Genomic DNA, 24081 nt, shown 5'->3' with positions numbered 1-24081 from the left:
CCGTCGGGGTGGCTGAGGCCGGGCACCAGGGAACCGGCGAGGAACTGCACCACCACACCGCCGGCCGGCCCGGATCGAACATCCGTGGGGCGCGGGACCGGGGTGCGGTGCGCCCGCCGCCGGTGGGTGGAGGCCCGGCCGGCGGCGGCACGTTCGGCAGAGGGTCGGCTCACGCTCGACAGTGTTACAGGTTGCCGCGCTTCTCCTGCTCTCGCTCGATGGCCTCGAAGAGCGCCTTGAAGTTGCCCTTTCCGAAGCCGAGCGAACCGTGTCGCTCGATCAACTCGAAGAAGACGGTCGGGCGGTCCTGCACCGGCTTGGTGAAGATCTGGAGCAGGTAGCCGTCCTCGTCCCGATCGACCAGGATCTTGCGGGCCTTCAGCTGTTCGATCGGCACCCGCACCTCGCCGATGCGGGCCCGCAGCTCCGGGTCGTCGTAGTACGAGTCCGGCGTGTCCAGGAACTCGACGCCGGCCGCGCGCATCGCGTCGACGCTGGCCAGGATGTCGTTGGTCGCCACGGCGATGTGTTGGGCGCCCGGACCCTGGTAGAACTCCAGGTACTCGTCGATCTGCGACTTCTTGCGGGCCACGGCCGGCTCGTTGAGCGGGAACTTCACCTTGCGGGTGCCGCTGGCCACGACCTTGCTCATCAGCGCCGAGTAGTCCGTGGCGATGTCGTCGCCGACGAACTCGGCCATGTTGGTGAAGCCCATGACGCGCTGGTAGAACTCGACCCACTCGTCCATCCGGCCGAGCTCGACGTTGCCCACGACGTGGTCGATCGCCTGGAAGAACCGCTTCGGCTGGACGCCGGCGTCGATCATCGGCTGTCGGTCCACGATCGGGCCGCGGGTGACGAAGCCCGGCAGGAACGGGCCGGCGTAGCGGGACCGGTCGACCAGGGTGTGCCGGGTGTCGCCGTAGGCGGCGATGGCGGCCATCCGGACGGTGCCGTGCTCGTCGCTGACGTCGTGCGGCTCGACCAGGCCGGTCGCACCCTGCGTGAGCGCGTGCGCATACCCGGCGTCGACGTCCGGCACCTCCAGCGCGATGTCGGAGACGCCGTCGCTGTGCTTCGCCACGTGCTCGGCGCCCGCGGCGTCCGGGCGGACCGCGCCGGTCAGTACGAACCGGGCCGAGCCGCTGGTCAGCACGTACTGGGCGTGGTCCCGGTTGCCCTGCTCGGGGCCCCGGTACGCCACGCAGGTCATGCCGAACGCGGTGGAGTAGTAGTGCGCGGCCTGCTTGGCGTTGCCGACCAGGAAGTGCACGTGGTCGAGGCCCTTGACCGGGAACGGGTCGCGGCTGATGTCGTGGTCGACGGCGCCGACCAGCTGGTCGACGTCTACCTTCTCGGTCGACTGGGGTCGGTCGATCGCCTGGGTCATGGTGGCCTCCCTCGCGTACCGGCCGGCCGGGTGGGCCGCCGCTGTCGTGCTGTTCCCGCGAATATCGTCGGGCGCGGTTCATTGGGCAACTGTCGCGAATCAAGCTGGTCAGGTTGCGCAAGTAGTAGGGTGGAATCCCGTGAACACTGGTCAGGATGTACAGCCCGACACGCTCGACGCCAGGCTGATCGAGTTGCTCGTCGAGGAGCCCCGGATCGGCGTGCTGGAGTGCTCGCGTCGCCTCGGGGTGGCGCGGGGCACGGTGCAGGCCCGGCTGGACAAACTGGTCGAGCGGGGGGTGATCGGCGGGTTCGGGCCGGACGTCTCGCCCGCCGCCATCGGGTTCGGGGTGACCAGCTTCGTCACCCTGGAGATCACCCAGCGGCACGGCCACGACCCGGTCACCGCCCACCTGTCGGCGATCCCTGAGGTGTTGGAGGCGCACACCATCACCGGCTCCGGTGACCTGCTCTGCCGCATCGTGGCCCGGTCGAACGCCGACCTCCAGCGGGTGATCGACCAGATCGTCTCCTACGGGGGCATCCGCCGCGCCTCCACCATCATCGCCCTGGCCGAGCAGATCCCCTACCGCACCCTCCCCCTGGTCCGCTCCGCGGCCCGACCCAGCTGACCCCGTTACCTAATGAGTCCCCGAACGACCCGCCGCGGTTCGCGGGATGTCTGCCCGCTACCCGGCCTCTGCAGGTCTGCAAGACGCAGTGCTCCGGCACCTGTTCACCCGGCTCCTCGGCTGCCCGCACCACTGCCTCGCAACAGGGCAGCTCTTCCACCCTGAGAAGGCATTCGCCGCAATCGCCGTGCCCACAGCGACCGTTGCGAGGTGACCCTGGCAGGCTCAGCGTCCATGAACGACGGCAAAGATCGGTTCGCCTGGACAATCCCTACGCCGATCCGCTGGCGCTGGCGGCGGTGACGATGACGGCGAGGAGCAGGCCGGGGGTGTCGGTGAACGCTGTGTCTTCTCCTGCCAGGCATTGGGCGGCCTGATCGCCGCTCGATCGCGCTCGTCCTCTTCGCGGCGGCCGTCGTCGGCCCCGCCCGACCCGCCTCGGCGGCCGAACGTCTCGACACCGTGACTGCCGACGCCGCGCGAGCGCTCGGACCCACTCGTCTGGCGGGTGGCGGGCCTGACCTTGACCACCGTGATCCGGCTCACCGTCGCGACACCGCAGCCCACCGCCGCGCGTCCGATCGGATCGGCGTAGCGGCATCGGGGGGGACGGCGAGGCAGGTTATCGGTCCCAGCGACGCATAATGGGGCCATCGCAGGTAAGGGGTGAGATTGGAAGCGCCGCGCAGGCCACGGCCGCCAGCACAGGAGGACGCGATCACGGTGACCCGGCCGATGCCGAACGTGGCCCGCAACACCCGCCAGCGTGGCGAGGTGCTCGCACTGCTGCGCGAGGTCGAGGGGTTCCATTCGGCGCAGCAGCTGCACCAGATGCTGCTCGCCCGGAAGGCGCGCGTCGGCCTCACCACCGTGTACCGGACGTTGCAGCTGCTGTTCGAGGCCGGCGAGGTCGACTCCACCCGGCTGCCCGGCGGCGAGCAGCTGTTCCGCCGGTGCAGCCAGAACAAACACCATCACCATCTGGTCTGCCGCGAGTGCGGGCGCACGGTCGAGGTCGCCGGGCCCGCCGTCGAGCGGTGGGCCGACCAGTTGGCCGCGCAGCACGGTTTCACCGACGTGGGTCACACCCTGGAGATCTTCGGCATCTGCGCCGAATGCTCCCGCTGATCACGTTACCTGTCGGCACAGGTCGCACAGATCCCGCTGAGGTCGAGTCGGTCCGGATGCGGGGTGAAGCCGGTGTGCCGGCGCACTCGTTGGGTCGGCTCGTCACGATCTCGGGCGGGCACTCGGTCACCGCCTCACAGCGGCTGCGGATCAGGCGCTGGTGTGGTGCCGCACCACAGTGGCGGCAGGCGCGTTGGCCGTCAGGGCCGAAGGTGTGCAGCAGCCGGCGTCGGCGAGGCTGTGCACTGCGCGGTAGACGGTGGTCAGGCCGATGTGCCGCAACGTGCTGGTGAGTCCGGCGTGTACCTCTTGGGCGGTGAGCGGGCGGGAACGTCCGGCCAGCAGCGCCAGGACGGCGCGGCGCGGCGCGGTGGACGTCAGACCGACGACCGGCAACTGCGTGTCCGGGACGAGCGGAGTGGTCCTGGCGGACTACGGGCGTACGCCGAGGTGTGTGCTGCAGGCGGGGAGCCGGGCGGCGCCGACAAGCTGCGGCGCCGGCTCCGTCCAGTCGACCGGCGCGTCGGTGCTCATCTGCCCTGGGGTCCGCGGTGGGCGTACTTCTGGCGGAACTTCTCGACCCGGCCGGCGGTGTCGAGCAGGCGCTGCTTGCCGGTCCAGAAGGGGTGGCTGGCGGAGGAGATCTGGACGTCGATGACGGGGTAGGTGTTGCCGTCGGTCCACTCGATCGTCTGGTCGCTGGTGGCGGTGGAGCGGGTGAGGAAGGCGAAGTCGGCGCCCTTGTCACGGTAGACGACGGGGCGGTACTCGGGGTCGACGTCAGGCTTCATCCGGTTGCGCTCCTTCGGTGTCGGTGTCGGTGTCGGTGTCGGTGTCGGTCGGCTCGTCGGCCGTGAGGGGGAACAGTTGGCGAACGGGTCGTGGTAGGTCCGCCAGACCTCCTCGCCGTCGGCGAGTTCGGCGTCGGTGAGGAGGCAGCCTGCGAGGCTGCGGTGCAGCTCGGCGGAATCGATGTCGAGACCGATGAAGACCAGGTGCTGGTGCCGGTCGCCGTAGTAGGGATCCCAGTCCAGGGCGGCGGCGAGGCGGCGCTGGTCCTCGAGGTGCTCCCAGCGGTCCTCGGGCAGGCTCACCAACCAGTGCCCGAGAGAACCCATCGCCAGCCCGCCGCCAGCGAACTCCCAGGCCACCACGGTGTCAGGCTGACTCGCCAACCACAGGTGGCCCCGGGAGCGGATGACCTCGGCGTTGACGTCTTCGAGGACGTCGTGCAGGCGCTGGGGGTGGAACGGGCGGCGTGCCCGGAAGACGGCGGAGACAACTCCGCAGTCGGGCTCCGGCTCGTGCGTGCCGAGGGTGTAGCCCTGCAGACCACGGGCGAGCACCCCGGGAGTCTCGGGCCGGTGTCGATCGGTGTGGCGTAGCTGGCGGGTCAACGCGTCGGCGTCGACGCGGTCGGCGTCGACGCGGATGTGCGCCGCCCAGGGTGCCATGCGCTGCAGCAGGATCGACATCCTGCCGGTGTCGAACTCGCCTTCCCGGGACTGTCCCCAGAGCACCAGCGTGTCGGCGTACTCGATCTGCCGGACCACCACGTCGGCGAGCGCACGATGGTCGTCCTCGGCGGCATGGATGCCGAGCGCTGCCAGGCCGTCGGTGCTGGCCAGACCGTCGAGCAAGTGTTCGGTGTCGAGGACGGTCACATAGGAGTCGATGCGGAGAAGCTCGGTGATCGGTGCGCCGTCGACGAAGCAATGGGCGCAGGCGGCAGCGACCGCTTCCGGCTCCACCACCTCGGGCAGCATCAGCACCAGGTCTTGGCCAGGGTGACTGCGGCTGAACCGGACGAGGGTGGGTAGTACGTCGTCGCGCAGGGTACAGGAGACGCAACCGTGCCGCAGCGCGACCTTCTTGTCCTCGACAATGCCCGCGCCGGAGCGGACCACCCGGCGGACGACGCCGTCCCGGATGCCGGTGAGGTCGTGCCGTACCAGCAGGAGCGACTCATCGGCGGCGAGCAGTGCGCGGGCAACGGCGAAGGTCGCCGCTGGCCAGAACCCGGACAGCACGGTCAGCGACGGACGGGTATCGGCGTCGGCTGTCACGGCATGGGTCGGGGCCTGTGGTGACGACGACATCGGATTCCTCTCGACTTACTTGAAAACGATTGTCATTATAGGCACATGCGAGGTGCTGAAGCCAGCAGTCGCGTGCGGGCGCGCGGAGTCGAGGTCCTGCACTCCGATGACGTCCCTTGCCGCCACGGCATCGGATACCGCCTCGGCGCCGGCTGTTCGGTGGAGATCGTCGACGACCCGGAACGGGTGTGTCCGAACGACTGATGTAGAAATGATAACCGTTGTCGTTACCGTGTGAGTCTGATCAAGGGAGCGAGCACTGTGTCCCGACGCTGTGACGTCACCGGCGCGAAGCCGAGCTTCGGCAACGCCGTGTCCCACTCCCACCGGCGCACTCGCCGCCGCTGGAATCCCAACCTGCAGAACCACCGCTACTGGCTGCCGTCCGAGCGGCGGTGGGTCAGCCTCACCCTGACCGCCAAGGCGCTGAAGACCGTGGACCGCAAGGGCAGCGAGGCGGTCGTCGCGGAGCTGCGCGCCAGGGGAGTGAGGCTCTGATGGCCCGCCAGACCGACGTCCGCCCGATCGTGCGGCTGCGCAGCACGGCCGGCACCGGCTACACGTACGTCACCCGCAAGAACCGCCGCAACGACCCCGACCGGCTGGTCCTGCGCAAGTACGACCCGATCGTGCGCCGACACGTCGAGTTCCGCGAGGCCCGCTGATGGCGAAGAAGAGCCTGGTCAACCGGCAGGCACGTCGCGCGGAACTGGTCGCCCGGCACGCCCGGGCGCGGGCCGAGCTGAAGCGGCTGGTCGCCCATCCGGAGACCGATCCGGACGTACGCGCCGAGGCGGTGCGCCGGCTCGGTCGGCTGCCGCGCGATTCGAGCCCGGTGCGGTTGCGGTCGCGGGACCAGATCGACGGTCGCCCGCGCGGGGTGCTGACCCGGTTCGGGCTGTCCCGGGTCCGGTTCCGCGAGCTGGCCCTGCGCGGCGAGATGCCCGGGGTGCGCAAGGCGTCGTGGTGACGTCACCACATGTACCACCGTGCGGGTGCGCGGTGTGAAAGGGGAGGTATGAATGCGACGGTGAGGGCTCGCGGCCTCGCGGCCCTGGTCGCCGGGGCGGTGGTGGTCGCCGGCACGGTGCTGGCGCCCGCCGCTGCGTCGGCGGCCGAGAAGGTGGTGCTGTCCAAGGGGCACACCGACGCGGTCGACGTGCACTACAGCGACGGCAGGCTGTCGTTGAAGGTGCATGACGACACGGTCAGCCCGGGTGTGATCCGGGACCCGGCGGATGTGACGTTCCAGGTTCTGCCGGAGGCGGCCATGGCCGTTCCGGATGATCCCCGGTTCGCGTTCCTCGGCCCGGTGGACAGCCAGATCTGGCTGCTACCGATGACCCAGGACCCGGACCTGCTCTGGCCGGGCTGGAACACCACGACGCTCGGCTCCGGAGTGTTCGAGGGGAACAAGGTACGGCTGAGTCTGGTCGACGTGCAGGGGCCGGGCAACGTCACGCTGTTCACCCAGGACTCGTTCGGCGGTCCGATCATGAAGTTCCGCTCCGACGACGGGCTCCCGGACGCGATCGACGTGCCGGTGCCCACCCACGCGCACTCGAACTGGGCGTTCAGCGCGCTGGGCAGCTACACCCTGAAGTTCCAGGCCGACGCGACGCTGACCAACGGCACCACGGTCAGCACCGGGCCGGTCGACTACTCGTTCGTCGTCGGCGAGCTGTCCGGCGGCGGTCCGGAGGCCAGCCTGTCGGTCCTCGGCATGGCCGACGAGTACCAGCCCAACGACACGGTCACGCTCACCGCGGTGCAGACGCCGCAGACCGAGCTGGACCACTACCACTGGTTCAGCAAGTGCCCCGGCGTGGACTGGACCATCATTCCGGGTGAGGGGGGCGTCAGCTACTCCTTCACCGCCACGCGGGAGCTGAACGCCTGCGAGTACGTCGCCAAGCTCTACGACGACGACCACGCGGTCGTCGCGACCAGCGAACCGGTGACCCTGTGGGTGGCGTTCCCGCCGCAGGAGCCGGGCGCCTCGCAGACGATCACCGCGTCGGTCGACGAGACCCAGGGTTCACTGGTGATCAGCGTCAACCCCGACGACCGGGCCGTGGTGCTGCCGCCGGCACGGCTCAACGTCGCCGGCGACCGGTGGGAGAGTAACGGCGAGCTCCGTCCGGTCACGGTGACCGACACCCGCGCAGGTCAGCCGGGCTGGAACGCGTCCGGGCAGATCCCGGCCGACTTCACCGGGCCGGACGACAAGACGTTCAGCGCCGGCTACCTCGGCTGGACGCCGCGCGTTCTGGCTCAGGCCGACGGGCAGGGCGTGGTCGCCGGCCCGGAGGTGGCACCGTACGTCGTCGGGGTCGGCGGTGGCCTCGGCAACAGCGCGGTGCTGGGCTCGGCGCCGTCCGGCGCCGGCCGGGGTACCGCGCAGTTGGGCGCGGGACTGCGGCTGAGCCTGCCCACCGAGACGGCGGCGGGGACCTACACCGCGACCCTGACCCTCACCGCCATCTGATCGCACCGTCCGGTGGTCGGGTGTTGAGCCTGGCCACCGGACGACCGCGGGGTGGGTGTGTCGTTGCCGCGACCCGCCCGCCCCGCGCCTCCCCTCGTCACCACAGGAACGGACACCGTCCCCGCAATGCGCCTGCTCGCCACCATCGCCGCCGGGATCGCCCTGCTCGGCGTGGTCCCCGCGCCACCTGCCTCGACGCTGGCCGCACCTGCCCCCGCCACCCGGCCGGGGCAGCCGGGACCCTCAGCTCCGTCCAGCGCCTCCCCTGATCCGGCCGCGGCGACGTGGGGAGTGGCACCATCGAGCGCACGCGGGCCGAACGGCCGGGCGGCGTTCAGCTACAAGCTCGACCCGGGCGCCACCCTGACCGACTACGTCGGCGTCACGAACCACTCCACCCGGCCGCTCACCCTGAACCTCTACGCCAGCGACGCGGTCACCACCACGCGGGGTGGGTTCGATCTGCTGGCCGCCGATCAGAAGCCCACCGACGTGGGCTCCTGGGTCCGCCTTCCGCGCCGTACCCTGACCATCCCGTCGACGTCCCGGCTGGACGTACCGTTCACGCTCACCGTCCCGCGAAACGCCACGCCAGGGGACCACGCCGGAGGGATCGTCGCCTCACTCGCCGGCATCGCCGTCGACGCGCAGGGTAACCAGGTCGCCGTCGACCACCGGGTCGGCGCGCGGATCTACCTGCGGGTCACCGGTGAGCTGCATCCGACGCTGACCGTCGAAGATGTGCGTGTACGGCACACCGGCTCGGTCAACCCGCTGGCCGGTGGCACGGTCACCGCCACGTTCACCGTCCACAACACCGGCAACGTGCGGCTCGCCGGGCAGCCCGTGCTCGGCGTGGCCGGACCGTTCGGCCTGGCCCGGCGGTCCGTGGACGGTGAGGCCCTACCGGAGATCCTGCCCGGCGGCGAGCTGACCGCCACCGTACGCATGTCGGGTGTCCCGCCGCTGTTCCGGCTGACCGCGAACGCGACCGTCACGCCGGCTGCCGTGGGCGATCAGGTCCTCGACCCGCCACCGCCGGCGGGCACGGCGCGGGCGGCCGTCTGGGCGATGCCCTGGCCGCAGTTGGCCGTGCTCGCTCTGCTTGCCCTCGCCGGCTGGGCACTGATCGCGGCCCGGCGTCGCCGGGCGGCGCAGCTCGCGCGAGCGGTGGCCGCCGCCCGGGAGGAGGGCCGCGCGCAGGCCAGCCGGGCACCGGACGGCCAGGACGCCGCAGTGGTTGCCGACGGGCAGCCCCCGGCCGCCGGCGACGGCGGATCAGCACCCGACGGCCGTCCGATGCCGGACGCCGATCGTCGCGGCCTGGGCCTGGACAACCGACATCCCACCATCGACCACACGGGGAAGGACGAGAAGTGACTCGGTTACGCCTGGGGCGCGACCTAATGAGGACGAGACGTATGCGCGCCGGTGCCGCGAGTTTGGCCGCCGTCGTGCTGGCACTGGCCCCCGCGGCAACGCCAACCTCCGCGGAACCGGTTGCCGTCACCTCGGCCGGCGCCGACCTGGTCTCCGTCGCGCTCGACGGTGAGTCGATGTCGCTGCGCTTTCGGGACGCCGCGCGGGCGGCCGGTGGCGCGGCCGGGCGCGACCCGGCCGAGGTGGTGCTCGGGCCAAACGGCGGCCTGGCCGGCCGGGTGCCGGCCGGACCGGCCTTAACCATTCTCGGACGGCCGGGCCACGCCGTGTGGGCCCTGTCCGCCGGTGACACCGGGTTCCCGGCTCTGGACACCACCGGAGTACGCCCGGGCGTCGTCGTCGACGACCGGGTGACCCTGATGCTGCGCTCGGTCGAGGGGCCGGGAACGTTCACCGCCTACACCCTGTCCGGCCTCGGCGCGGCGACCCCGCTGTTCGGCAATGGTGCCGGCGTGCAGCGGTCGACGCGACTGCCGGCGGGCACGCGTACCGGCGGCGTGGTGTGGGCCTTCGACGCGGCCGGCGAGTACCGGCTCACCCTGACCGGCTCGGCAGCCCTGCGCTCGGGGGAGACGGTGCGCGCCGATGCGACGTACCGCGTCCACGTCCCGGCGATCGAGCCGGCCGAGCGGGCGTCGCCTGCTCTGCTGACGCAGGCGGCGCAGCCGCGCGCCGAGGCATTCGCCGCACCCGCTGCCGCGCCGAAGCCCGCTGCCGCGCCGAAGCCCGCGAAACCCGCTGCCGGTGCTCGGCAAGTGATCAGTGACGGGCACGTCGACATGGGCCCGATGTTGAACGGCGACAGCTGGACGATCCGGATCAAGGACGACCGGACCAGTCCTCCGGTCTGGCGGGAGACCGCCGACGTGGTCCTGCATGCCAAGGACAAGGCGAAGATCACGGTGCCCGCCGGAGCCGACTTCCTCGGCAAGCCGGGCGAGACCGTGTGGGTGCTGCCGCAGACCCAGCAGGCGGGTCTCGTCTGGCCGGGCTGGAACACCCAGCACGCGTCCGTCGTGTCGGGCGTCAAGGGCAACGTCACGTGGACGCTGAAGGGGGTCGACGGGCCCGGGCGGTTCGCCCTCTTCCTGACCGGCTCGTTCGGCAAGGCCGACGTGCTGTTCGACTCGACCAGGCCGTTCCCGCAGAAACTGGACATCCCGCTCAACACCCACACGCACGGCAACTGGGCATTCGGCAAGCCCGGTCTGTACCGCCTCGCGGTGCAGATGAGCGGCACCACCACCGCCGGCAGGGCGGTCACCGACACGAAGACGCTCACCATCGCCGTCGGCGACAACACCGATCCGAACGCCGGCTTCGGCCCCGGCGGCGGGAACGGCGACGGCGGCGGGGACAGCGACGGCGGCGGGCGCCAGGATGGGCCGCTGCCGCTTACGGGTGCCAGCTGGGTGCTGACGGCCGCAGCGCTCGGCGTCGTCCTGGTATCGCTCGGAGCCCTGCTGTTGCTGCTGGCCCGCCGCCGCGCCGCCCTTCGGACCGGGTGACGGGGTGCCGAGGACGGGCACCCACCGGGTCGGCACGCGGCGGCTGGTCGTGCTGCCGCTGCTGGCCGCGTTGCTCGCCGGCGGCTGCCGGTCGGAGGTGGCGTTGAGCGCGCACGACGAGCGGGTACAGGTCGTGACGACCACCGGAATCCTGCGCGACCTGGTAGGAAACGTCGGTGGTGACCGAGTGAGGGTCACCTCGTTGGTGCCGGACGGGGCCGATCCGCACAGCTACGAGGCGTCGCTGCGGGACATCCGCGACGTCGTCTACGCCGACGTGGCGTTCAGCAACTACCTGCTGCTGGAGGAGCAGGCCGTCATCAAGGCGCTGGACGCGAACCTGCGCGACGGCGTGCCGAACATCTCGCTGGCCGAGGGGGCGGTCAAGTACGCGGCGGAGATCATTCCGCTGGTCGAGGACGTGTCGCTGGACACCATCTGGCTGGGTATGCGGGTGCGCGGCACCGGTGCGTCGCACGGGGCGAACCGTTCCTCGGACGTGCTGCTCAGCGCGACCGCCACGGACGGGCCGGGTCGGATGTTCGCGTACCTGACCGAGTCGTTCGGCAACCCGTCGTTCTACGTCGACTCCGCCGACGGGTTCGACGCCGCCAACGGCTACCGGGACGACACCGCCATGCTGCCGCCGGACGCGCACACCCACATGAGCTGGGCGTTCACCGAGCCGGGTGTCTACCGGCTGACGATGCGGGCGCGGCTGGCCGTCGATCCGCAGACAGCGCCCGTCCCCATGGGCGAGCAGGTGTTCACCTTCGCCGTCGGGGTGGACCCGCACTCGGTGCCGGGGATGTCGGAGGTGCTGAACGGCGGCCACGCCGACGTCACCGTCGACCTCGACCAGCGGCGGCTCTACCTACTCGCCGACCCCGAGGGTGGCGGCGAGGCGACCCAACGGGTGTACGACCCGGCGCGCACCGTCGTCGAGGTGCCGAACAAGGCGATGCTGGAGGTTCCCGGCGACCGGCGGTTCCGGTTCCTCGGTCGACCCGGCACCCAGGTGTATCAGCTTCCGCAGGCCGTTCTCGGCAAGCACGTGCACGGCGAGATCGACCCGCACCTGTGGCAGAACGTCCGCAACGCCATCGCCTACACCGAGCTCATCCGGGACACACTGACCGGAGTCGACCCTGAGGGGGCGGCGACCTACCGGGCGAACGCCTCGGCCTACATCCGGCAACTGGAAGAGCTCGACACCTACGTCCGGGACACCATCGCGCGGATTCCACCGTCGCGGCGTCACCTCGTCACCACGCACGACGCGTTCGGCTATCTGGGCCAGGCATACGGGGTGCAGATCTCCGGCTTCGTCACCCCCAACCCCGCCACCGAGCCGAGCCTCGCCGACCGCCGCCGGCTCACCGAGACGATCCGCAACCTGCGGATTCCCGCCGTGTTCCTGGAGCCGAACCTGGCGGCCCGGTCCGCCACGCTGACCGAGGTGGCCCGGGAACAGGACCTGCGGGTGTGCCCGATCTACGGCGACGCGTTCGACCGCGCCGTCACCACCTACGCGGAGATGATGCGGTTCAACGCCGAATCGCTGCGCGATTGCCTGACCACGGACAAGTGATGGAGGACCAGTGACGGCAGGACGGGCACGTCCCCGCACCCGCGCGACCACAGTCATTCTGCGAGCCGCGATCGCGGCGCTGCTGGTGCTGTCGGCGGCACCGAACCCGGCGCGGGCAGCGGCGCCGACGCCGAACCTCGACCAGTCGATCGCGGCCGACCAGCCCATCACCGCCGGTCGGACGACGCTCGCCACCGGGCACGTCGACATCGGTCCCCGCTACGTCGACAACCGGTGGACGCTGCTGATCCACGACGGCACGCAGGCGCAACCAGTGTGGCGTGACCCGGACGAGACCCTGTTGCGGGTGTCCGACGCCGCGCTGCACACCGTCCCCGACGACCCGGCGTACGCGTTCCTGGGCGTCGAGGCCGGCAAGCGGGTGTACGTGGTGCCGCAGGTCCAGGCGCCGGACGTGATCTGGCTAGGCTGGAACACCCAGGACCCGCGGGTGATGCAGACCATCGACCGAGGTGTCACCCTGACCCTGCTCGGCGTACGCGGCCCGGGGACCCTCACGACCTACCTCCAGTCGGGCAACTTCGCCGCGCCTCAGCCGCTGTGGCGGTCGGCCGAGGCGAAGGCTCAACCCTTCTGGGCCGAGGTCAACACCCACACCCACGCCAACTGGGTCTTCACCGCACCCGGTGTCTACCTGGTCGCGGTGCAGGTGTCGGCCGACCTGGTCAACGGGGAGAAGGCCTCGGCGACCCGTACGCTGCGCTTCGCGGTGGGGGACGCCACCAGCGCCGACGAGGCCTTCGCCGCCACGGCGGACATCGCCGTACCGGTCGGCCAGGAGCCGCCCGGCCAGGACCCGGCCGGAGTCGACGATCGGGCCGATGGTTCTCAGACGCTGCTGGTGACGGCACTGGCCGGGACGGCCGTCGTGCTCGCTCTCGGCCTGGTCGTTCTCCTGCTGCGCGGACGCGGCGCCAGACGGCGGGCCGAGCGGGAGCGCGTGATCGCATCGTCGGAGGGTCAGCCGTGAAAGCACTCGACATCGAAGGGTTGGACGTGGATCTCGGCGGCCGGCCGGTCCTGCGGGACGTACACCTGCACCTCGACCGTGGCGAACTGGTGGGGCTGCTGGGCCCCAACGGCGCCGGCAAGACCACCCTGCTGCGCGCCGTCCTGGCGCTGATCCGCACCCGCGGCGGCCGGGTGTTGGTGGAGGGTGAGCCGGCACGTCCCGGGCGATCGGGGATCGGCTACGTCCCCCAGCGCCACGAGTTCAGCTGGGACTTCCCGATCTCGGTGGAGCAGGCCGTGATGAGTGGTCGCACCGGCCGGATCGGGTTGCTCCGTCGTCCCGGCGTGGCCGACTGGCGGGCGGTCGGCGACGCGCTCGACCGCGTGCAACTCACCGCTCTGCGCCGCCGGCCGGTCGGTGAACTCTCCGGTGGGCAACGCCAACGTGTCCTGGTCGCGCGCGCGCTCGCGCTCGCGCCGAGCATCCTGCTGCTCGACGAGCCGTTCACCGGACTGGACATGCCCACCCAGGAACTGCTGGGCGACCTGTTCACCAGCCTGGCGCAGGAGGGCCGCGAGGTGCTGATGACCACCCACGACCTGGTCGCGGCGGTGGACTCCTGCACCCGGCTGGTCCTGCTCAACGGCCGGATCATCGCCGATGGGCGCCCGGCGGACCTGCAGGACGCCGAGCTGTGGACACAGACCTTCGGGGTCAGCGCGACGTCTGCGCTGCTGAAGCTCGTGAGGGCAGCCTGATGTCGATCACCGAATTCCTCACCGACCTGCTCAACCCCGACCTCGCCTTCCTGCCCAAGGCACTGGCGATCGCGGTCATGTCCAGCATCGTCTGCGGCGTCGTCGGCTGCTACGTCGTACTCCGGGGGATGGCCTTCATCGGCGACGCCGTGGCGCACGCGGTCTTCCCGGGCATCGCGGTCGCCTTCGTCCTGCAGGGCAGCCTGGTCCTCGGTGGCGCCGCCGCCGGCCTCGCCACCGCACTGCTGATCGCGATCTTCTCGCAGAACCGGCGCGTCAAGGAGGACTCCCTGATCGGCGTCTTCCTGGTCGCCGCGTTCGCCCTCGGCATCGTGATCATCTCCCAGGCCCCCGGCTACGCCGGGTCGCTGCAACAGTTCCTGTTCGGCTCGATCACCGGCATCCCAAACCGGGACCTCTACCTCGTCGGCGGCACCGGCCTGGTCATCCTCGGCCTGGTGCTCGCCCTGCACAAGGAATTCGTCGCGGTCTGCCTGGACCGGGAGATGTCCCGCTCGATGGGGCTGCCGGTCTTCTGGCTCGACGTCGCGCTCTACGTCCTGGTCACCCTGGCCGTGGTGATCTCCCTACAGACCATCGGCAACATCCTCGTCCTCGCTCTGCTGATCACCCCCGCCGCCGCAGCCCGCCTGCTCACCGACCGGCTCGGCGTCATGATGCTGCTCGCCCCGCTGGTCGGCGGCGCGTCGGCCCTCGTCGGGCTGTACCTGTCCTGGAGCTACGACACACCGGTCGGCGGCACCATCGTCCTGGTCGCCACCGCCGTCTTCCTCGCCGCCTGGCTGATCGCCCCACGACACGGCCTGCTGACCCGGCGGTGGAAGCGTCCGACCGAGCGGGAACTCACGCAGAGTACGCCACCCGATGCCCACATCGGCCAGCCCCAACCACACCAGGCGTCACCGTCCGCCCCTCGCTAGCCGAATGCCGGCCCCGGCGCCCGGGTGGCCTGTCCCCAGGAGCTGGGACGTGGACGAAGGCGGTTGGGTCGCTGTTGGCCCCGAGATCCCCTTCCCCGCATTAAGTGAAACGACTATCATTTTCAATAGTGTGGTCTACTGGGGACCGCATGGAAAGGAGCCTTTCGTGCGTAAGCCGATCCGCCTGCTTCTCGCCTCCGGGGCGGTGACCGCGGCGATGCTCGCGGCAGTGCCGCCGGCGCAGGCCGCCGTGGTGACGTTCAACTCCGGGCACCTCGACCTGGTCGACATCGCGTACGAGGCCGGCGAGTTGGAACTCGGCGTCCACGACGAGGACAACGACGTCGAGTACGCCACCGACGAGGTCAAGATCGTCGTGAAGCGGCAGGCCAAGGTCACTGTCCCGAACGATCCCGCCTTCGGCTTCCTCGGCACCCCCGGGGCGTCGAAGGTGTGGATCCTGCCCGAGATCCAGAACACCGACCTCGTGTGGCCCGGAATCGCCGCCGAGGAAGTCGAAGCCGGCACCTTCACCGGCGACGCGCTCACCCTCAACCTGCAGTCGGTCAGGGGACCCGGGCAACTCGCCATCTACACCGAGAACGCCGTCGGGCAGCCCACCGTCCTCGCCGACAGCGGCGACGGTCTGCCCGACACCATCGCTCTGACCGCCGGCGACCACCTGCACGCCAACTGGGCGTTCGACCGCGCCGGCACCTACTGCCTCACCGTCCGCGCCACCGGCACCCTCGCTGCCACCGGGCAGCAGGTCACCAGCGAGGCGGCCACCCTGCGCGTCGTGGTCAGGGCGTGAGCGCTGTGCGTACCCGCAGCCGTTTCCTCGCCGGCCTTGCCCTGACCGCCGCGCTGCTCGCCGGCACCGCCACCCCTGCGGCCGCGGCGCCGATCGTGCTGTCCAGCGGCCACGTCGACGTCATCGACGTCGACTACGCCAGCGGCGCGCTCACCGTCAACCTGCTCGATGACACCGTCAGCCCGTCGGTGGAGCGCAACCCCGCCGACGTCGTCCTGCGCGTTCCCACCAGCGCTAAGGTCACCGTGCCCGGCGGTGGTGCCTGGTCGTTCCTCGGCGCCGGCGGCCAAGCCTGGGTGCTGTCCCAGGCCAGCACCGCCGGGCTGCTCTGGGCCGGATGGAACACCACCGAGGTGCCCAGTGGTGTGTTCCAGAACAACCGTGTCACCTTCAAGCTCACCAACGTCGCCGGGCCGGCCGGTTTCAGCGTCTACACCGTATCCGGCGGAACCCCGACCGTGCTGTTCGACAGCGGCAACGGCCTGCCCGACAGCCTCAACGTCAACCGCAACACCCACGCCCACGTCAACTGGGGCTTCGACGCCGCCGGCATCTACACCGTCACCTTCGAGGTCACCGGCAAACTGGCCGCCAACGGCACGACCATCAGCTCCGGCGCCAAGACCTGGACCTTCGAAGTCCTCCCCTGACCAACGCCAGGTGCGGTAGCCGCACCAGACGCCCGCCGAGGTAGGGGTGGTACCTGCAAGCGGCGGACCGGGCCGGCGCGATCCCACCGCCCACGCCGCGGCCTCGCGCCGGCTGGCCCGCTGCACCCATGAACGGCAAGAAGGAGTTGGCCTATAGCTAAACCGGCAGTGGACGAACTCGCTGACGATGCGTGCGATGCGGTCTCGACGTGTCCGCCCGCCGGCCGCTCTGGCCGGCGGGCGCCGCCGCGCAGTGCGAGTGCATCGACAGTGCGGCGAGGACGATCAAGGCTGAGTCACCCGGCCCTTCCTCCGGTGCTGCCGGGGTCGGTCGGCGTCTTGCGCACGGGCCGGCGGTGATACCTCACTCGTACGGCTGCCGCGGCGCTGGCACGGGTTGCCAACCGTCAACGTGTAGGTAGGGGATGGGCCCGTCGTTGGCGGGGTCGGTGCCGATGCGAGTGCTGCGCCGGCCAGTGACTTCTATCCACGTGTCTGGGACGAGCCTGGCAGGTACCTGACCGGTCAGGCCGACCTTGATCGGTCTGCCGTCCGCGGCGCAGCAGGACACGACGATCCGCGCCAGCAGGAGCCGGCCGTCCGGACCGGTCGCGACGAAACCGATCAGTCGGACCCTGCGGCCGGCGAGAGAGGCGCCGGCGTCCGTTGACGCCCGGTAGGCGAATTCGTAGAGGGTGAGCGTGACGGGATCCTCGGCAGGCAACGCCGGGTACGACACACCCGGCGACCGGTGCAGCATGGTGCCGGTCCGCTCCGCTCGGTAGGCGCCAAGCGCCGGCGGCGCCAGCAACGTCAGCGCGAGCACGGGCAGGACAAGCAGCCAGGCAACCGCCGGACCGTGATCGCCGCCGTGCTGATGGCCGACCGAGCCCGGACCGACGCGGACGGTGGCCCGTGTGTCCGCCAGGTCCAGGTCGTGCCGCAACGCGACCAGGGCGGCGATCAAGACTGTGCCGCCAGCGACCACCAGCAACGGGCCCAACGGCTCGGCAACGTAGCGCAGGTGCAGGTCGGTCAGACCCGTCCGCAGCATGGTGGCGCCGAACACCAGGAGCAGGAGCGACTGAGCAAGGCGGTGCACCTGTCCTCCGAGCTAGGGCAGCAAGACCGCGCCGGCTACGGACGCGACACCGATAGCGACGGCCAGTGTGGCGGGTACGAAACGGCGGGTGAATCGACCACCGAACACCCCAGCCTGCATGGCGATCAGCTTGACGTCGACGGCGGGGCCGACGACCAGGAACACCAACCGCGCGGTCAGGGAGAACTGCGACATCGACGCCGCGACGAAAGCGTCCGCCTCCGAACAGAGCGACAGGACCACGGCCAACGTGGCGAGGATCAGCACCTCGACGACCCAGTTGCCGACAACGACACCGAGTGCCCGTTCCGGTAGCAACACGTTGACACTCGCGGCGACCGCCGCGCCGACGACCAGGAACCCACCGGCGTGCAGAATGTCGTGGCGTAGCGACAGCCAGAACGCTCGCGCCCGGCGGGTCTCTTCAGGCCGGCTCGGCAGCTTGATCCAGTCCGTGCGGCCCCAGCGCAACCACAGCCAGCCCATGGCCACGGCCACCGTCATGCTGGCGAGGCCACGCGCCAGCACCATCTCCGGGTTGGCCGGAAACGCGACCGCGGTAGCCGTGAGTACGACCGGGTTGACCGCCGGCGCGGCCAGTAGGAACGTCACCGCGACCGCCGGCGTCACGCCTCGGCGCACGAGCGCAGCACCCATCGGTACGGCGCCGCACTCGCAACCCGGAAGCAGCACACCGGCAGCGCCGGCAACCGGCACCGCGAGAACGGATCGTTCCGGCAGCGCCCGCGCCCAGAACGACGGCGGGACGCATGTAGCGATGACTGCGGACAACACCACACCCGCCACCAAGAAGGGCACCGCCTGCACCAACACCGAAACGAAGACAGTGGTCCACGTCGCCAGCAGCCGAGCACCAAGGCCGACAGTGACTGGTGACTGCCCGACCACCAGCAGTACCAGCAGTACCGTCACGACCACGACCACGGCGGTACCCGCCTCCGCTGGGTGCCCCTCGGTGCCACTCGCGGCGCCGGCCGGCATGAACGACCCGTGATGCCGCCCCCGTCGCGCCGTGTGCCCGTCGGCCTGGTCTTCGGGGACGTCAGTCTCACCGCTGACCTGTCCGGCTGCACTCACAAGTGAATCAACCCAGTGATGGAGCTCAGCGTTGCGGGCGCCACCGCGCCAAGTTCGACTTCCGACTCAGGCGATGCGTGGGCGCGTGCCGCCGGCTGTCCCCCGTCGGCGGTGGAACACGAGCGGTGCCGTTGACGCCACCGACCGTGACATGGTGTGCTCACGTCGCGACGCTAACGACAATCGTTGATCGTTATCGTGTGAGGAGGAGCATGTCTCTCACCGTGCCACCGGTCCTGTTGCGGGCCGCCGAATCCGGTCCCGTCGACGACGAGGCGTTCGTGGCCTGCGTCCGAGAATCGTTGCCGTACGCCTGGCAGACCGTCAGCCGAGTGGTGGTGGACCTGGAGTCGTCCGACGCCGAGTTCGCCGACAATGTCATTCCGCCGCCCAGTGAGTCCGAGCGGGGTCAGTTGCTGCGTGCCCTGGCCAGTGACGCCATCCGGTCCAGCCTCGAGCGTCACTTCGGTGTGAAGCTGGCCTTCCAGAACTGCCACCGCATCGCGGCGTTCCGCCGGTCCGCCGTCGATTCGGACACCTACCGCCGTTTCGTGTCCACCCGCGGCCAGTTGCTCAACCAGTCTCCCGAGCTGCGTGACTGCTGACCCGGTCACCGCCCGGCGGGCGGGCCGGGAGGTGGATGTCCACCTGTTCCTGCTCGCCGGGCGGCGCTCGGGCGGCACCCACGCGGCGGCTCTGGCGGACGCCCACCAGTATGGCCGGGCCGCGGAGGCTGCCGGGTACGCCGGGGTGTGGATGGCCGAGCACCACTTCATCTCCTACGGTGTGTGCCCCTCGGCGGTCACCTTCGCTGCGCACCTGCTCGGCAGCACCCGGAGCATCGCGGTCGGCACCGCGGCCTGCATCCTGTCGAACCGCCACCCGGTCGCTCTTGGCGAAGAGGCGGTGCTGCTCGACGAGTTGTCCGGAGGTCGGTTCCGCCTCGGCGTCGGCCGGGGTGGCCCCTGGGTGGACCTGGAGGTTTTCGGCGTCGGTCTGGACCACTTTCACGCCGGTTTCCACGACGCACTGGAGCTGCTGGGCCGGTGGCTGTCCGGCGCACCGACCGTGGCCGGCAACGACCGCTTCCCCTTCCGCCCGGTGCCGGTGGTGCCGCGACCCACCCGCCGGATACCGGTATGGATCGCCGCAACCTCGCCGCAGACGGTGGACCTCGCCGCGCGGCACGGCATGCCGCTGCTGCTCGGCCTACACGCCGACCTCGCCGAGAAAGCTAGCCTGCTCGACCGGTACGCCCAGGTGGCCGCCGTTCACGGCCACGACGGACACCGGATCGGCCACGCCAGCGCCCACCTCGCGCACGTCGGGGACAGCGATGCGCGGGCTGCCGACGAGATCCGGGCGGGGCTTCCGGCGCTGCTGGCCGGCACCCGCGAGTACGTCCGCCTCGACGGGACTCCCGCGCGTCACCGGGATCTGGCCGGCTACGTGGAACGCCTCATCACCGTCCACCCCGTCGGCTCGCCTCGCCGCTGCGGCGAGATCCTGGACCAGGCTGCCACCCTGCCCGGCGTGCGGCACCTGCTACTCATGGTGGAGGGGGCCGGCGGACGCGACCGTACAATCGGCACGGTCCACCGCATCGCGGCTGACGTGCTGGGCCTGTCGGCCGAGGCGCCCTCGCCGCGAGCGTGACGTCGCCCGCGGCAGCCTGGGCCAACGAACGTGCGGGGGTCGACGTCACCACGCAGATCGACTCCGACTTCCAGATGGGAGCGCAAGCCCTCACCGTGCCGGCCACTGTCACCGCGACGATCTTGAACTTCCGCGATCCGGTCCACCGCATCGGGGGAGTCGTAGATCCGGCGGGCGTACGCCGGTCGCACCCGGGCCACCCAGGGAGCCAGGCCGGGGGCGGGCGTTCTGCCCGGCGCAGAGCTGGAGCGTGGACATCGCCTCGCCGAGGGGTGAGATCGCGAAACGGCTCGCCGCGACGTCGGCAGTGGTCACCTCGATCCGCACCGCCACCTCCCTGTTTCGTCCAGGAGCGAAAGGCGGGTCCTGACGCCGCCGCGCTGGGTGTCAGCGCAGGGGATCTTCTCCCTCCGGTTGCGTCGACCGGGGTCCCTTTCTCGCCCCGCGACGGCGTGCCGGGGCGCGCTCGGCGGAACGGCTGGCTACCGTGATCCGGTGGCGAAGGGGAGTGGCCTCGGCGTGCGTGGTTGGCTGCTGCTCGGGTTGATCACCGTTGTCGTCCTGGCGTCGACCGGAGTGTGGAATCCCTTCCCGGGAGTGTGGGAGTGGGTCAACCGTAGCGAACCGATCTCCGAGCCGGACGTGGTCTGGCAGCGCCGGATCGGCGGCACGCCGCGCAGCGTCACGTTCGCCGGTGACGCCGTGGTGGTCGAGCAGCGCACCCGCGTCGAGGCGCGCCGGCTCAGCGACGGCACGCAGCTCTGGGAGCGTAAGGCGGACTGGTCGGCGGTCGCCGGCGCCGACCGGGACGCCGTCGTCGTCGTGGGCAGGCTCCTGACCAAGGGGTACGAGGTACTCGACCCGACGACCGGCGCCACCCGCCGGCGGGACGACGCCGCGGTGGCCGTCTGGACCTGGCGAAACCTGCTGCTCGACGCCCACTGCGTGGCGCCGACCGACTGCACCCTCACCGCCTGGGACCCGCGGGGAACGGCTCCCCTGTGGACGGCCTTCGTGCCCGGCGTCCGCAGCGGCCTGCTCGGCGACAACCCGGACCTGCTCGACACCCGCCGGCTCGACGCCGTGCGGGTCGACGAGGAACTGGCCGGGCCGGAGCCGGTGCCCCCGCTGCTCGGGTTCCCGATCGACGGGCGGGTGCACGTCCTGGACACCGCCACCGGCCGGGTCCTCACCGACGTCGAGCCGGGCCGCGAGGAGCGACTGTCGGTGATCGGCGGCCGGCTGCTGCGGATCACCGCCCGGTCCCAGGACGGCACCTGCTACTTCGCCATCTCCGGTCGGGACCCGGCCACCGGGCAGGAGACGTGGCAACGCGCCGGGGTCAACCTGCGGACCGCCGACAACGCCGGCTGCGCGCAACGGGAGGACCCGCAGGGCGGGCGCAACGTGCTGATCGGGGTCGCACCGGACGGCCGGGAAGCGGTCCTCGACGGGTACGACGGTCGGCTGCTGCTGGTGGCCGCCTCGGGTGAGCGGATCGTCGCCGTCGACGACCGGTACGCCCTCGTGCGGGCGGCTGACCAGCGCTCGGTCACCGCCCGGGAACTGGGCACCGATCGGGTGCGGTGGACCCGTTCCGCCGGGGCGAAGGCGGGTGCCGCACTCACTCTCCACGCGGCGGTGCTCGCCGACGACAAGCCGTCCCGGCTCGTGGCGCTCGACCCGCGCGGCGGCGCCGAGCTGGCGACCCTGCGCACGGCGGCGAACGCGCTCGCGGTCGGGTCGACCGGCATGATCATCGGCGAGGGTCGGGAGATCGGGTACGTCCGTTTCACCGGTGCCACCGGCGCCACCGGCGCCCGACCGCGTAACGGCGGCGACCGGCCGTCGAGTCCCGCCGGGACCGGCGGCGTGCCGCCAGCCGAGGACAGCTGCGGCCCGAAGCGGGAGTCGTGCGCCGATCCGGAGGACGGCTGACGTGTCACGTCCGGTGCCCGCGGCGAACAGTCCCGCACGCCGTGCCTGCGCCAGGTCGACCGACGCGGGACTCGCGCGGCGCCGGCCCGGGCTGGCGCCGATGCGAGCGGTCGCCGAGGGCGCACCGCGGCTGGGACTGATCGACCCGCCTGCCCTAGGCTTTCCGCTCATGAGCAGTGCCGCCGCCTTCTCGTACGCCCCCCTGCTGCCGACCCGTCCGGACCAGACGGAGTATCGCCTGGTCACCGACGAGGGCGTCGACGTCGTCGACGGGCCCGGAGGTCGCCGGTTCCTCACCGTGGAACCTGCCGCGCTCACCGCGTTGACCGCCGAGGCGATGCACGACATCGCGCACTTCCTGCGCCCCGCGCACCTGGCGCAGCTCCGGTCGATCCTCGATGACCCGGCGGCCTCGCCGAACGACCGGTTCGTCGCGTTGGACCTGCTGCGCAACGCGAACATCGCCGCCGGCGGTGTGCTGCCGATGTGCCAGGACACCGGCACCGCGATCGTCATGGGCAAGCGTGGCCGGCATGTGCTCACCGACGGCGGCGACGCGGAGGCGATCTCCCGGGGGGTCTGGCAGGCGTACACCCGGCTGAACCTGCGCTACTCGCAGCTCGCCCCGCTGACCATGTGGGAGGAACGCAACACCGGCAGTAACCTGCCCGCCCAGGTGGAGCTGTACGCCGAGGACCCGGACGGGCACCCGGACGCGTACAAGTTCCTCTTCATGGCCAAGGGGGGTGGCTCGGCCAACAAGTCCTATCTCTACCAGGAGACCAAGGCGCTGTTGAACCCGACCCGGATGATGCAGTTCCTGGACGAGAAGCTGCGGCTGATCGGCACCTCGGCCTGCCCGCCGTACCACCTGGCCATCGTCATCGGCGGCACCAGCGCCGAGTACGCGCTGAAGACCGCCAAGTACGCCTCCGCGAAGTACCTCGACGCGCTGCCGACCGCCGGCTCGATGACCGCGCACGGTTTCCGCGACCTGGAGCTGGAAGCCGAGGTGCTGGAGCTGACCCGCAGCTTCGGCATCGGCGCGCAGTTCGGTGGCCGGTACTTCTGCCACGACGTGCGGGTGGTCCGGCTGCCCCGGCACGGTGCGTCCTGCCCGGTAGCGATCGCGGTGTCCTGCTCGGCGGACCGGCAGGCGGTCGCGAAGATCACCCCGTCGGGCGTGTGGCTGGAACGACTCGAAAGCGACCCGGCCCGCTACCTGCCCGACGTGACCGACGCGCAGCTGGACACCTCCGAGGTGGTGCGGGTCGACCTGAACCGTCCGATGGACGAGATCCGCGCCGAGCTGTCGAAGTACCCGGTGAAGACCCGACTGTCGCTGAGCGGCCCGCTGGTCGTCGCCCGGGACATCGCGCACGCCAAGATCGCCGAGCGGTTGGCCGCCGGTGAGCCGGTGCCGCAGTATCTGCGCGACCATGCCGTCTACTACGCCGGCCCGGCCAAGACCCCCGAGGGGTACGCCTCCGGGGCGTTCGGTCCGACCACGGCCGGCCGGATGGACGCGTACGTGGAGAAGTTCCAGGCGGCCGGTGGCTCGATGGTGATGCTGGCCAAGGGCAACCGGTCGGCCCAGGTGACCCGTTCCTGCCAGCAGCACGGCGGCTTCTACCTCGGCTCGATCGGCGGCCCGGCCGCGCGGCTCGCCCAGGACTGCATCAAGCACGTCGAGGTGCTCGAATACCCGGAGCTGGGCATGGAGGCGGTCTGGAAGATCGAGGTGGCGGACTTTCCCGCCTTCATCGTGGTCGACGACAAGGGCAACGACTTCTTCGCCGAGGTGACCAGGCCGGTGCTCACCGTCGGTCGCCGTTGACCGGGCTGAGCCGGGTGCCGGGCCCGAACATCTGCACAC

Annotated in this window: 24 protein-coding genes and 2 pseudogenes; 19 read left to right on the top strand and 7 right to left on the bottom strand. The window is 71.0% G+C overall.

Annotated elements, in window-relative coordinates; translation table 11 throughout:
* Nucleotides 1-184: 184 nt before the first annotated feature.
* Nucleotides 185-1390, bottom strand: coding sequence for a 4-hydroxyphenylpyruvate dioxygenase (gene hppD / locus QTQ03_RS17030; protein ID WP_289278913.1), 1206 nt, complete (start codon nucleotides 1388-1390; stop codon nucleotides 185-187).
* 139 nt (nucleotides 1391-1529) lie between these two features.
* On the opposite strand from hppD, the gene QTQ03_RS17025 reads away from it, so the two are divergent.
* Both QTQ03_RS17025 and QTQ03_RS17020 read left to right on the top strand, forming a co-directional pair.
* The gene (locus QTQ03_RS17025; protein WP_289278912.1) at nucleotides 1530-2021 is read left to right on the top strand and encodes an Lrp/AsnC family transcriptional regulator; all 492 of its coding nucleotides are present in this window, start codon (nucleotides 1530-1532) and stop codon (nucleotides 2019-2021) included.
* Nucleotides 2022-2756: 735 nt separating this feature from the next.
* Nucleotides 2757-3149 carry a Fur family transcriptional regulator gene (locus QTQ03_RS17020; RefSeq protein ID WP_289280869.1) on the top strand — a complete coding sequence of 131 codons (393 nt, stop codon included), beginning with the start codon at nucleotides 2757-2759 and terminating at the stop codon, nucleotides 3147-3149.
* 150 nt (nucleotides 3150-3299) lie between these two features.
* Here QTQ03_RS17020 and QTQ03_RS17015 read toward each other — a convergent pair whose 3' ends face one another.
* From QTQ03_RS17015 to QTQ03_RS17005, 3 genes and pseudogenes are all read right to left on the bottom strand, one after another.
* Complete coding sequence (locus tag QTQ03_RS17015) at nucleotides 3300-3545, bottom strand: transcriptional repressor (RefSeq protein ID WP_289278911.1); 246 nt, start codon at nucleotides 3543-3545, stop codon at nucleotides 3300-3302.
* Between the two features lie 134 nt (nucleotides 3546-3679).
* Nucleotides 3680-3940, bottom strand: a complete 261-nt coding sequence (locus tag QTQ03_RS17010) for a type B 50S ribosomal protein L31 (protein ID WP_289278910.1) — start codon at nucleotides 3938-3940, stop codon at nucleotides 3680-3682.
* A pseudogene (locus tag QTQ03_RS17005) lies at nucleotides 3930-5248 on the bottom strand (CobW family GTP-binding protein). The gene QTQ03_RS17010 and the pseudogene QTQ03_RS17005 overlap by 11 nt, the downstream one beginning before the upstream one ends.
* A 45-nt stretch (nucleotides 5249-5293) precedes the next feature.
* Here QTQ03_RS17005 and QTQ03_RS17000 point away from each other — a divergent pair.
* The 13 genes from QTQ03_RS17000 to QTQ03_RS16940 all read left to right on the top strand — a co-directional run bounded on the left by QTQ03_RS17000 (nucleotide 5294) and on the right by QTQ03_RS16940 (nucleotide 16411).
* The gene (locus QTQ03_RS17000) at nucleotides 5294-5452 is read left to right on the top strand and encodes a hypothetical protein (RefSeq protein ID WP_289278909.1); all 159 of its coding nucleotides are present in this window, start codon (nucleotides 5294-5296) and stop codon (nucleotides 5450-5452) included.
* 57 nt (nucleotides 5453-5509) lie between these two features.
* Nucleotides 5510-5746, top strand: a complete 237-nt coding sequence (gene rpmB, locus QTQ03_RS16995) for a 50S ribosomal protein L28 (protein ID WP_289280868.1) — start codon at nucleotides 5510-5512, stop codon at nucleotides 5744-5746.
* The gene (gene rpmG / locus QTQ03_RS16990; RefSeq protein WP_095565727.1) at nucleotides 5746-5913 is read left to right on the top strand and encodes a 50S ribosomal protein L33; all 168 of its coding nucleotides are present in this window, start codon (nucleotides 5746-5748) and stop codon (nucleotides 5911-5913) included. The genes rpmB and rpmG overlap by 1 nt, the downstream gene beginning before the upstream one ends.
* Nucleotides 5913-6218, top strand: a complete 306-nt coding sequence (gene rpsN / locus QTQ03_RS16985) for a 30S ribosomal protein S14 (RefSeq protein ID WP_289278908.1) — start codon at nucleotides 5913-5915, stop codon at nucleotides 6216-6218. Before rpmG ends, rpsN begins: the two co-directional genes overlap by 1 nt.
* A gap of 48 nt (nucleotides 6219-6266) precedes the next feature.
* A complete protein-coding gene (locus QTQ03_RS16980; RefSeq protein ID WP_289278907.1) occupies nucleotides 6267-7736 on the top strand; it encodes a choice-of-anchor M domain-containing protein in 1470 nt (489 codons plus the stop codon).
* 126 nt (nucleotides 7737-7862) lie between these two features.
* On the top strand, nucleotides 7863-9116 hold the full coding sequence (locus QTQ03_RS16975) for a WxL protein peptidoglycan domain-containing protein (RefSeq protein ID WP_289278906.1): 1254 nt from the start codon (nucleotides 7863-7865) through the stop codon (nucleotides 9114-9116).
* A gap of 41 nt (nucleotides 9117-9157) precedes the next feature.
* Nucleotides 9158-10684 carry a TIGR03773 family transporter-associated surface protein gene (locus tag QTQ03_RS16970; protein WP_289278905.1) on the top strand — a complete coding sequence of 509 codons (1527 nt, stop codon included), beginning with the start codon at nucleotides 9158-9160 and terminating at the stop codon, nucleotides 10682-10684.
* A 4-nt stretch (nucleotides 10685-10688) separates the two neighbouring features.
* On the top strand, nucleotides 10689-12275 hold the full coding sequence (locus QTQ03_RS16965; RefSeq protein ID WP_502889770.1) for an anchored repeat ABC transporter, substrate-binding protein: 1587 nt from the start codon (nucleotides 10689-10691) through the stop codon (nucleotides 12273-12275).
* 10 nt (nucleotides 12276-12285) lie between these two features.
* Nucleotides 12286-13266 (top strand): choice-of-anchor M domain-containing protein, encoded by a 981-nt coding sequence (locus tag QTQ03_RS16960; protein ID WP_289278904.1) that lies wholly within the window; start codon nucleotides 12286-12288, stop codon nucleotides 13264-13266.
* 26 nt (nucleotides 13267-13292) lie between these two features.
* The gene (locus tag QTQ03_RS16955) at nucleotides 13293-14006 is read left to right on the top strand and encodes an anchored repeat-type ABC transporter ATP-binding subunit (protein ID WP_502889871.1); all 714 of its coding nucleotides are present in this window, start codon (nucleotides 13293-13295) and stop codon (nucleotides 14004-14006) included.
* Nucleotides 14006-14947, top strand: a complete 942-nt coding sequence (locus tag QTQ03_RS16950) for an anchored repeat-type ABC transporter permease subunit (RefSeq protein ID WP_289278902.1) — start codon at nucleotides 14006-14008, stop codon at nucleotides 14945-14947. The genes QTQ03_RS16955 and QTQ03_RS16950 overlap by 1 nt, the downstream gene beginning before the upstream one ends.
* Before the next feature lie 166 nt (nucleotides 14948-15113).
* Nucleotides 15114-15761: a choice-of-anchor M domain-containing protein gene (locus QTQ03_RS16945; protein WP_289278901.1), complete on the top strand. Its 648-nt coding sequence runs from the start codon at nucleotides 15114-15116 to the stop codon at nucleotides 15759-15761.
* Nucleotides 15758-16411 (top strand): choice-of-anchor M domain-containing protein, encoded by a 654-nt coding sequence (locus tag QTQ03_RS16940; protein WP_289278900.1) that lies wholly within the window; start codon nucleotides 15758-15760, stop codon nucleotides 16409-16411. The genes QTQ03_RS16945 and QTQ03_RS16940 overlap by 4 nt, the downstream gene beginning before the upstream one ends.
* Nucleotides 16412-16775: 364 nt before the next feature.
* On the opposite strand, the gene QTQ03_RS16935 is transcribed toward QTQ03_RS16940, so the two are convergent.
* Together QTQ03_RS16935 and QTQ03_RS16930 are read right to left on the bottom strand one after the other, a co-directional pair.
* On the bottom strand, nucleotides 16776-17513 hold the full coding sequence (locus tag QTQ03_RS16935; protein ID WP_289278899.1) for a TIGR03943 family putative permease subunit: 738 nt from the start codon (nucleotides 17511-17513) through the stop codon (nucleotides 16776-16778).
* A 12-nt stretch (nucleotides 17514-17525) separates the two neighbouring features.
* A complete protein-coding gene (locus QTQ03_RS16930; RefSeq protein WP_289280866.1) occupies nucleotides 17526-18515 on the bottom strand; it encodes a permease in 990 nt (329 codons plus the stop codon).
* A gap of 308 nt (nucleotides 18516-18823) precedes the next feature.
* Here QTQ03_RS16930 and QTQ03_RS16925 point away from each other — a divergent pair, with 308 nt between their 5' ends.
* Entirely contained in the window at nucleotides 18824-19216 is a 393-nt protein-coding gene (locus tag QTQ03_RS16925) for an SCO5389 family protein (protein ID WP_289278898.1), read from the top strand.
* On the top strand, nucleotides 19206-20267 hold the full coding sequence (locus QTQ03_RS16920; protein ID WP_289278897.1) for an LLM class flavin-dependent oxidoreductase: 1062 nt from the start codon (nucleotides 19206-19208) through the stop codon (nucleotides 20265-20267). The genes QTQ03_RS16925 and QTQ03_RS16920 overlap by 11 nt, the downstream gene beginning before the upstream one ends.
* Nucleotides 20268-20377: 110 nt before the next feature.
* On the opposite strand, the pseudogene QTQ03_RS30700 reads toward QTQ03_RS16920, so the two are convergent.
* Nucleotides 20378-20594, bottom strand: a pseudogene (locus tag QTQ03_RS30700) (ArsR family transcriptional regulator); the annotation flags it as partial.
* A gap of 168 nt (nucleotides 20595-20762) precedes the next feature.
* On the opposite strand from QTQ03_RS30700, the gene QTQ03_RS16915 reads away from it, so the two are divergent.
* Nucleotides 20763-22205 carry a PQQ-binding-like beta-propeller repeat protein gene (locus QTQ03_RS16915; RefSeq protein WP_289278896.1) on the top strand — a complete coding sequence of 481 codons (1443 nt, stop codon included), beginning with the start codon at nucleotides 20763-20765 and terminating at the stop codon, nucleotides 22203-22205.
* 169 nt (nucleotides 22206-22374) lie between these two features.
* On the top strand, nucleotides 22375-24042 hold the full coding sequence (locus QTQ03_RS16910; RefSeq protein WP_289278895.1) for a fumarate hydratase: 1668 nt from the start codon (nucleotides 22375-22377) through the stop codon (nucleotides 24040-24042).
* Nucleotides 24043-24081 lie beyond the last annotated feature (39 nt).

Source organism: Micromonospora sp. WMMA1363 (assembly GCF_030345795.1).
Classification (GTDB): Bacteria; Actinomycetota; Actinomycetes; order Mycobacteriales; family Micromonosporaceae; genus Micromonospora.
This window is presented reverse-complemented; position numbering and strand designations above follow the sequence as displayed.

Bases quoted from the DNA above. Each gene is read 5' to 3' on its own strand.
- QTQ03_RS16930 (WP_289280866.1), bottom strand. From the start codon at position 18,515: ATGCCGGCCGGCGCCGCGAGTGGCACCGAGGGGCACCCAGCGGAGGCG.
- QTQ03_RS16980 (WP_289278907.1), top strand. From the start codon at position 6,267: ATGAATGCGACGGTGAGGGCTCGCGGCCTCGCGGCCCTGGTCGCCGGG.
- QTQ03_RS17000 (WP_289278909.1), top strand. From the start codon at position 5,294: ATGCGAGGTGCTGAAGCCAGCAGTCGCGTGCGGGCGCGCGGAGTCGAG.
- QTQ03_RS16910 (WP_289278895.1), top strand. From the start codon at position 22,375: ATGAGCAGTGCCGCCGCCTTCTCGTACGCCCCCCTGCTGCCGACCCGT.
- QTQ03_RS17010 (WP_289278910.1), bottom strand. From the start codon at position 3,940: ATGAAGCCTGACGTCGACCCCGAGTACCGCCCCGTCGTCTACCGTGAC.
- QTQ03_RS16925 (WP_289278898.1), top strand. From the start codon at position 18,824: ATGTCTCTCACCGTGCCACCGGTCCTGTTGCGGGCCGCCGAATCCGGT.
- rpsN (WP_289278908.1), top strand. From the start codon at position 5,913: ATGGCGAAGAAGAGCCTGGTCAACCGGCAGGCACGTCGCGCGGAACTG.
- QTQ03_RS16975 (WP_289278906.1), top strand. From the start codon at position 7,863: ATGCGCCTGCTCGCCACCATCGCCGCCGGGATCGCCCTGCTCGGCGTG.
- rpmG (WP_095565727.1), top strand. From the start codon at position 5,746: ATGGCCCGCCAGACCGACGTCCGCCCGATCGTGCGGCTGCGCAGCACG.
- hppD (WP_289278913.1), bottom strand. From the start codon at position 1,390: ATGACCCAGGCGATCGACCGACCCCAGTCGACCGAGAAGGTAGACGTC.
- QTQ03_RS16970 (WP_289278905.1), top strand. From the start codon at position 9,158: ATGCGCGCCGGTGCCGCGAGTTTGGCCGCCGTCGTGCTGGCACTGGCC.
- QTQ03_RS17020 (WP_289280869.1), top strand. From the start codon at position 2,757: ATGCCGAACGTGGCCCGCAACACCCGCCAGCGTGGCGAGGTGCTCGCA.
- QTQ03_RS16950 (WP_289278902.1), top strand. From the start codon at position 14,006: ATGTCGATCACCGAATTCCTCACCGACCTGCTCAACCCCGACCTCGCC.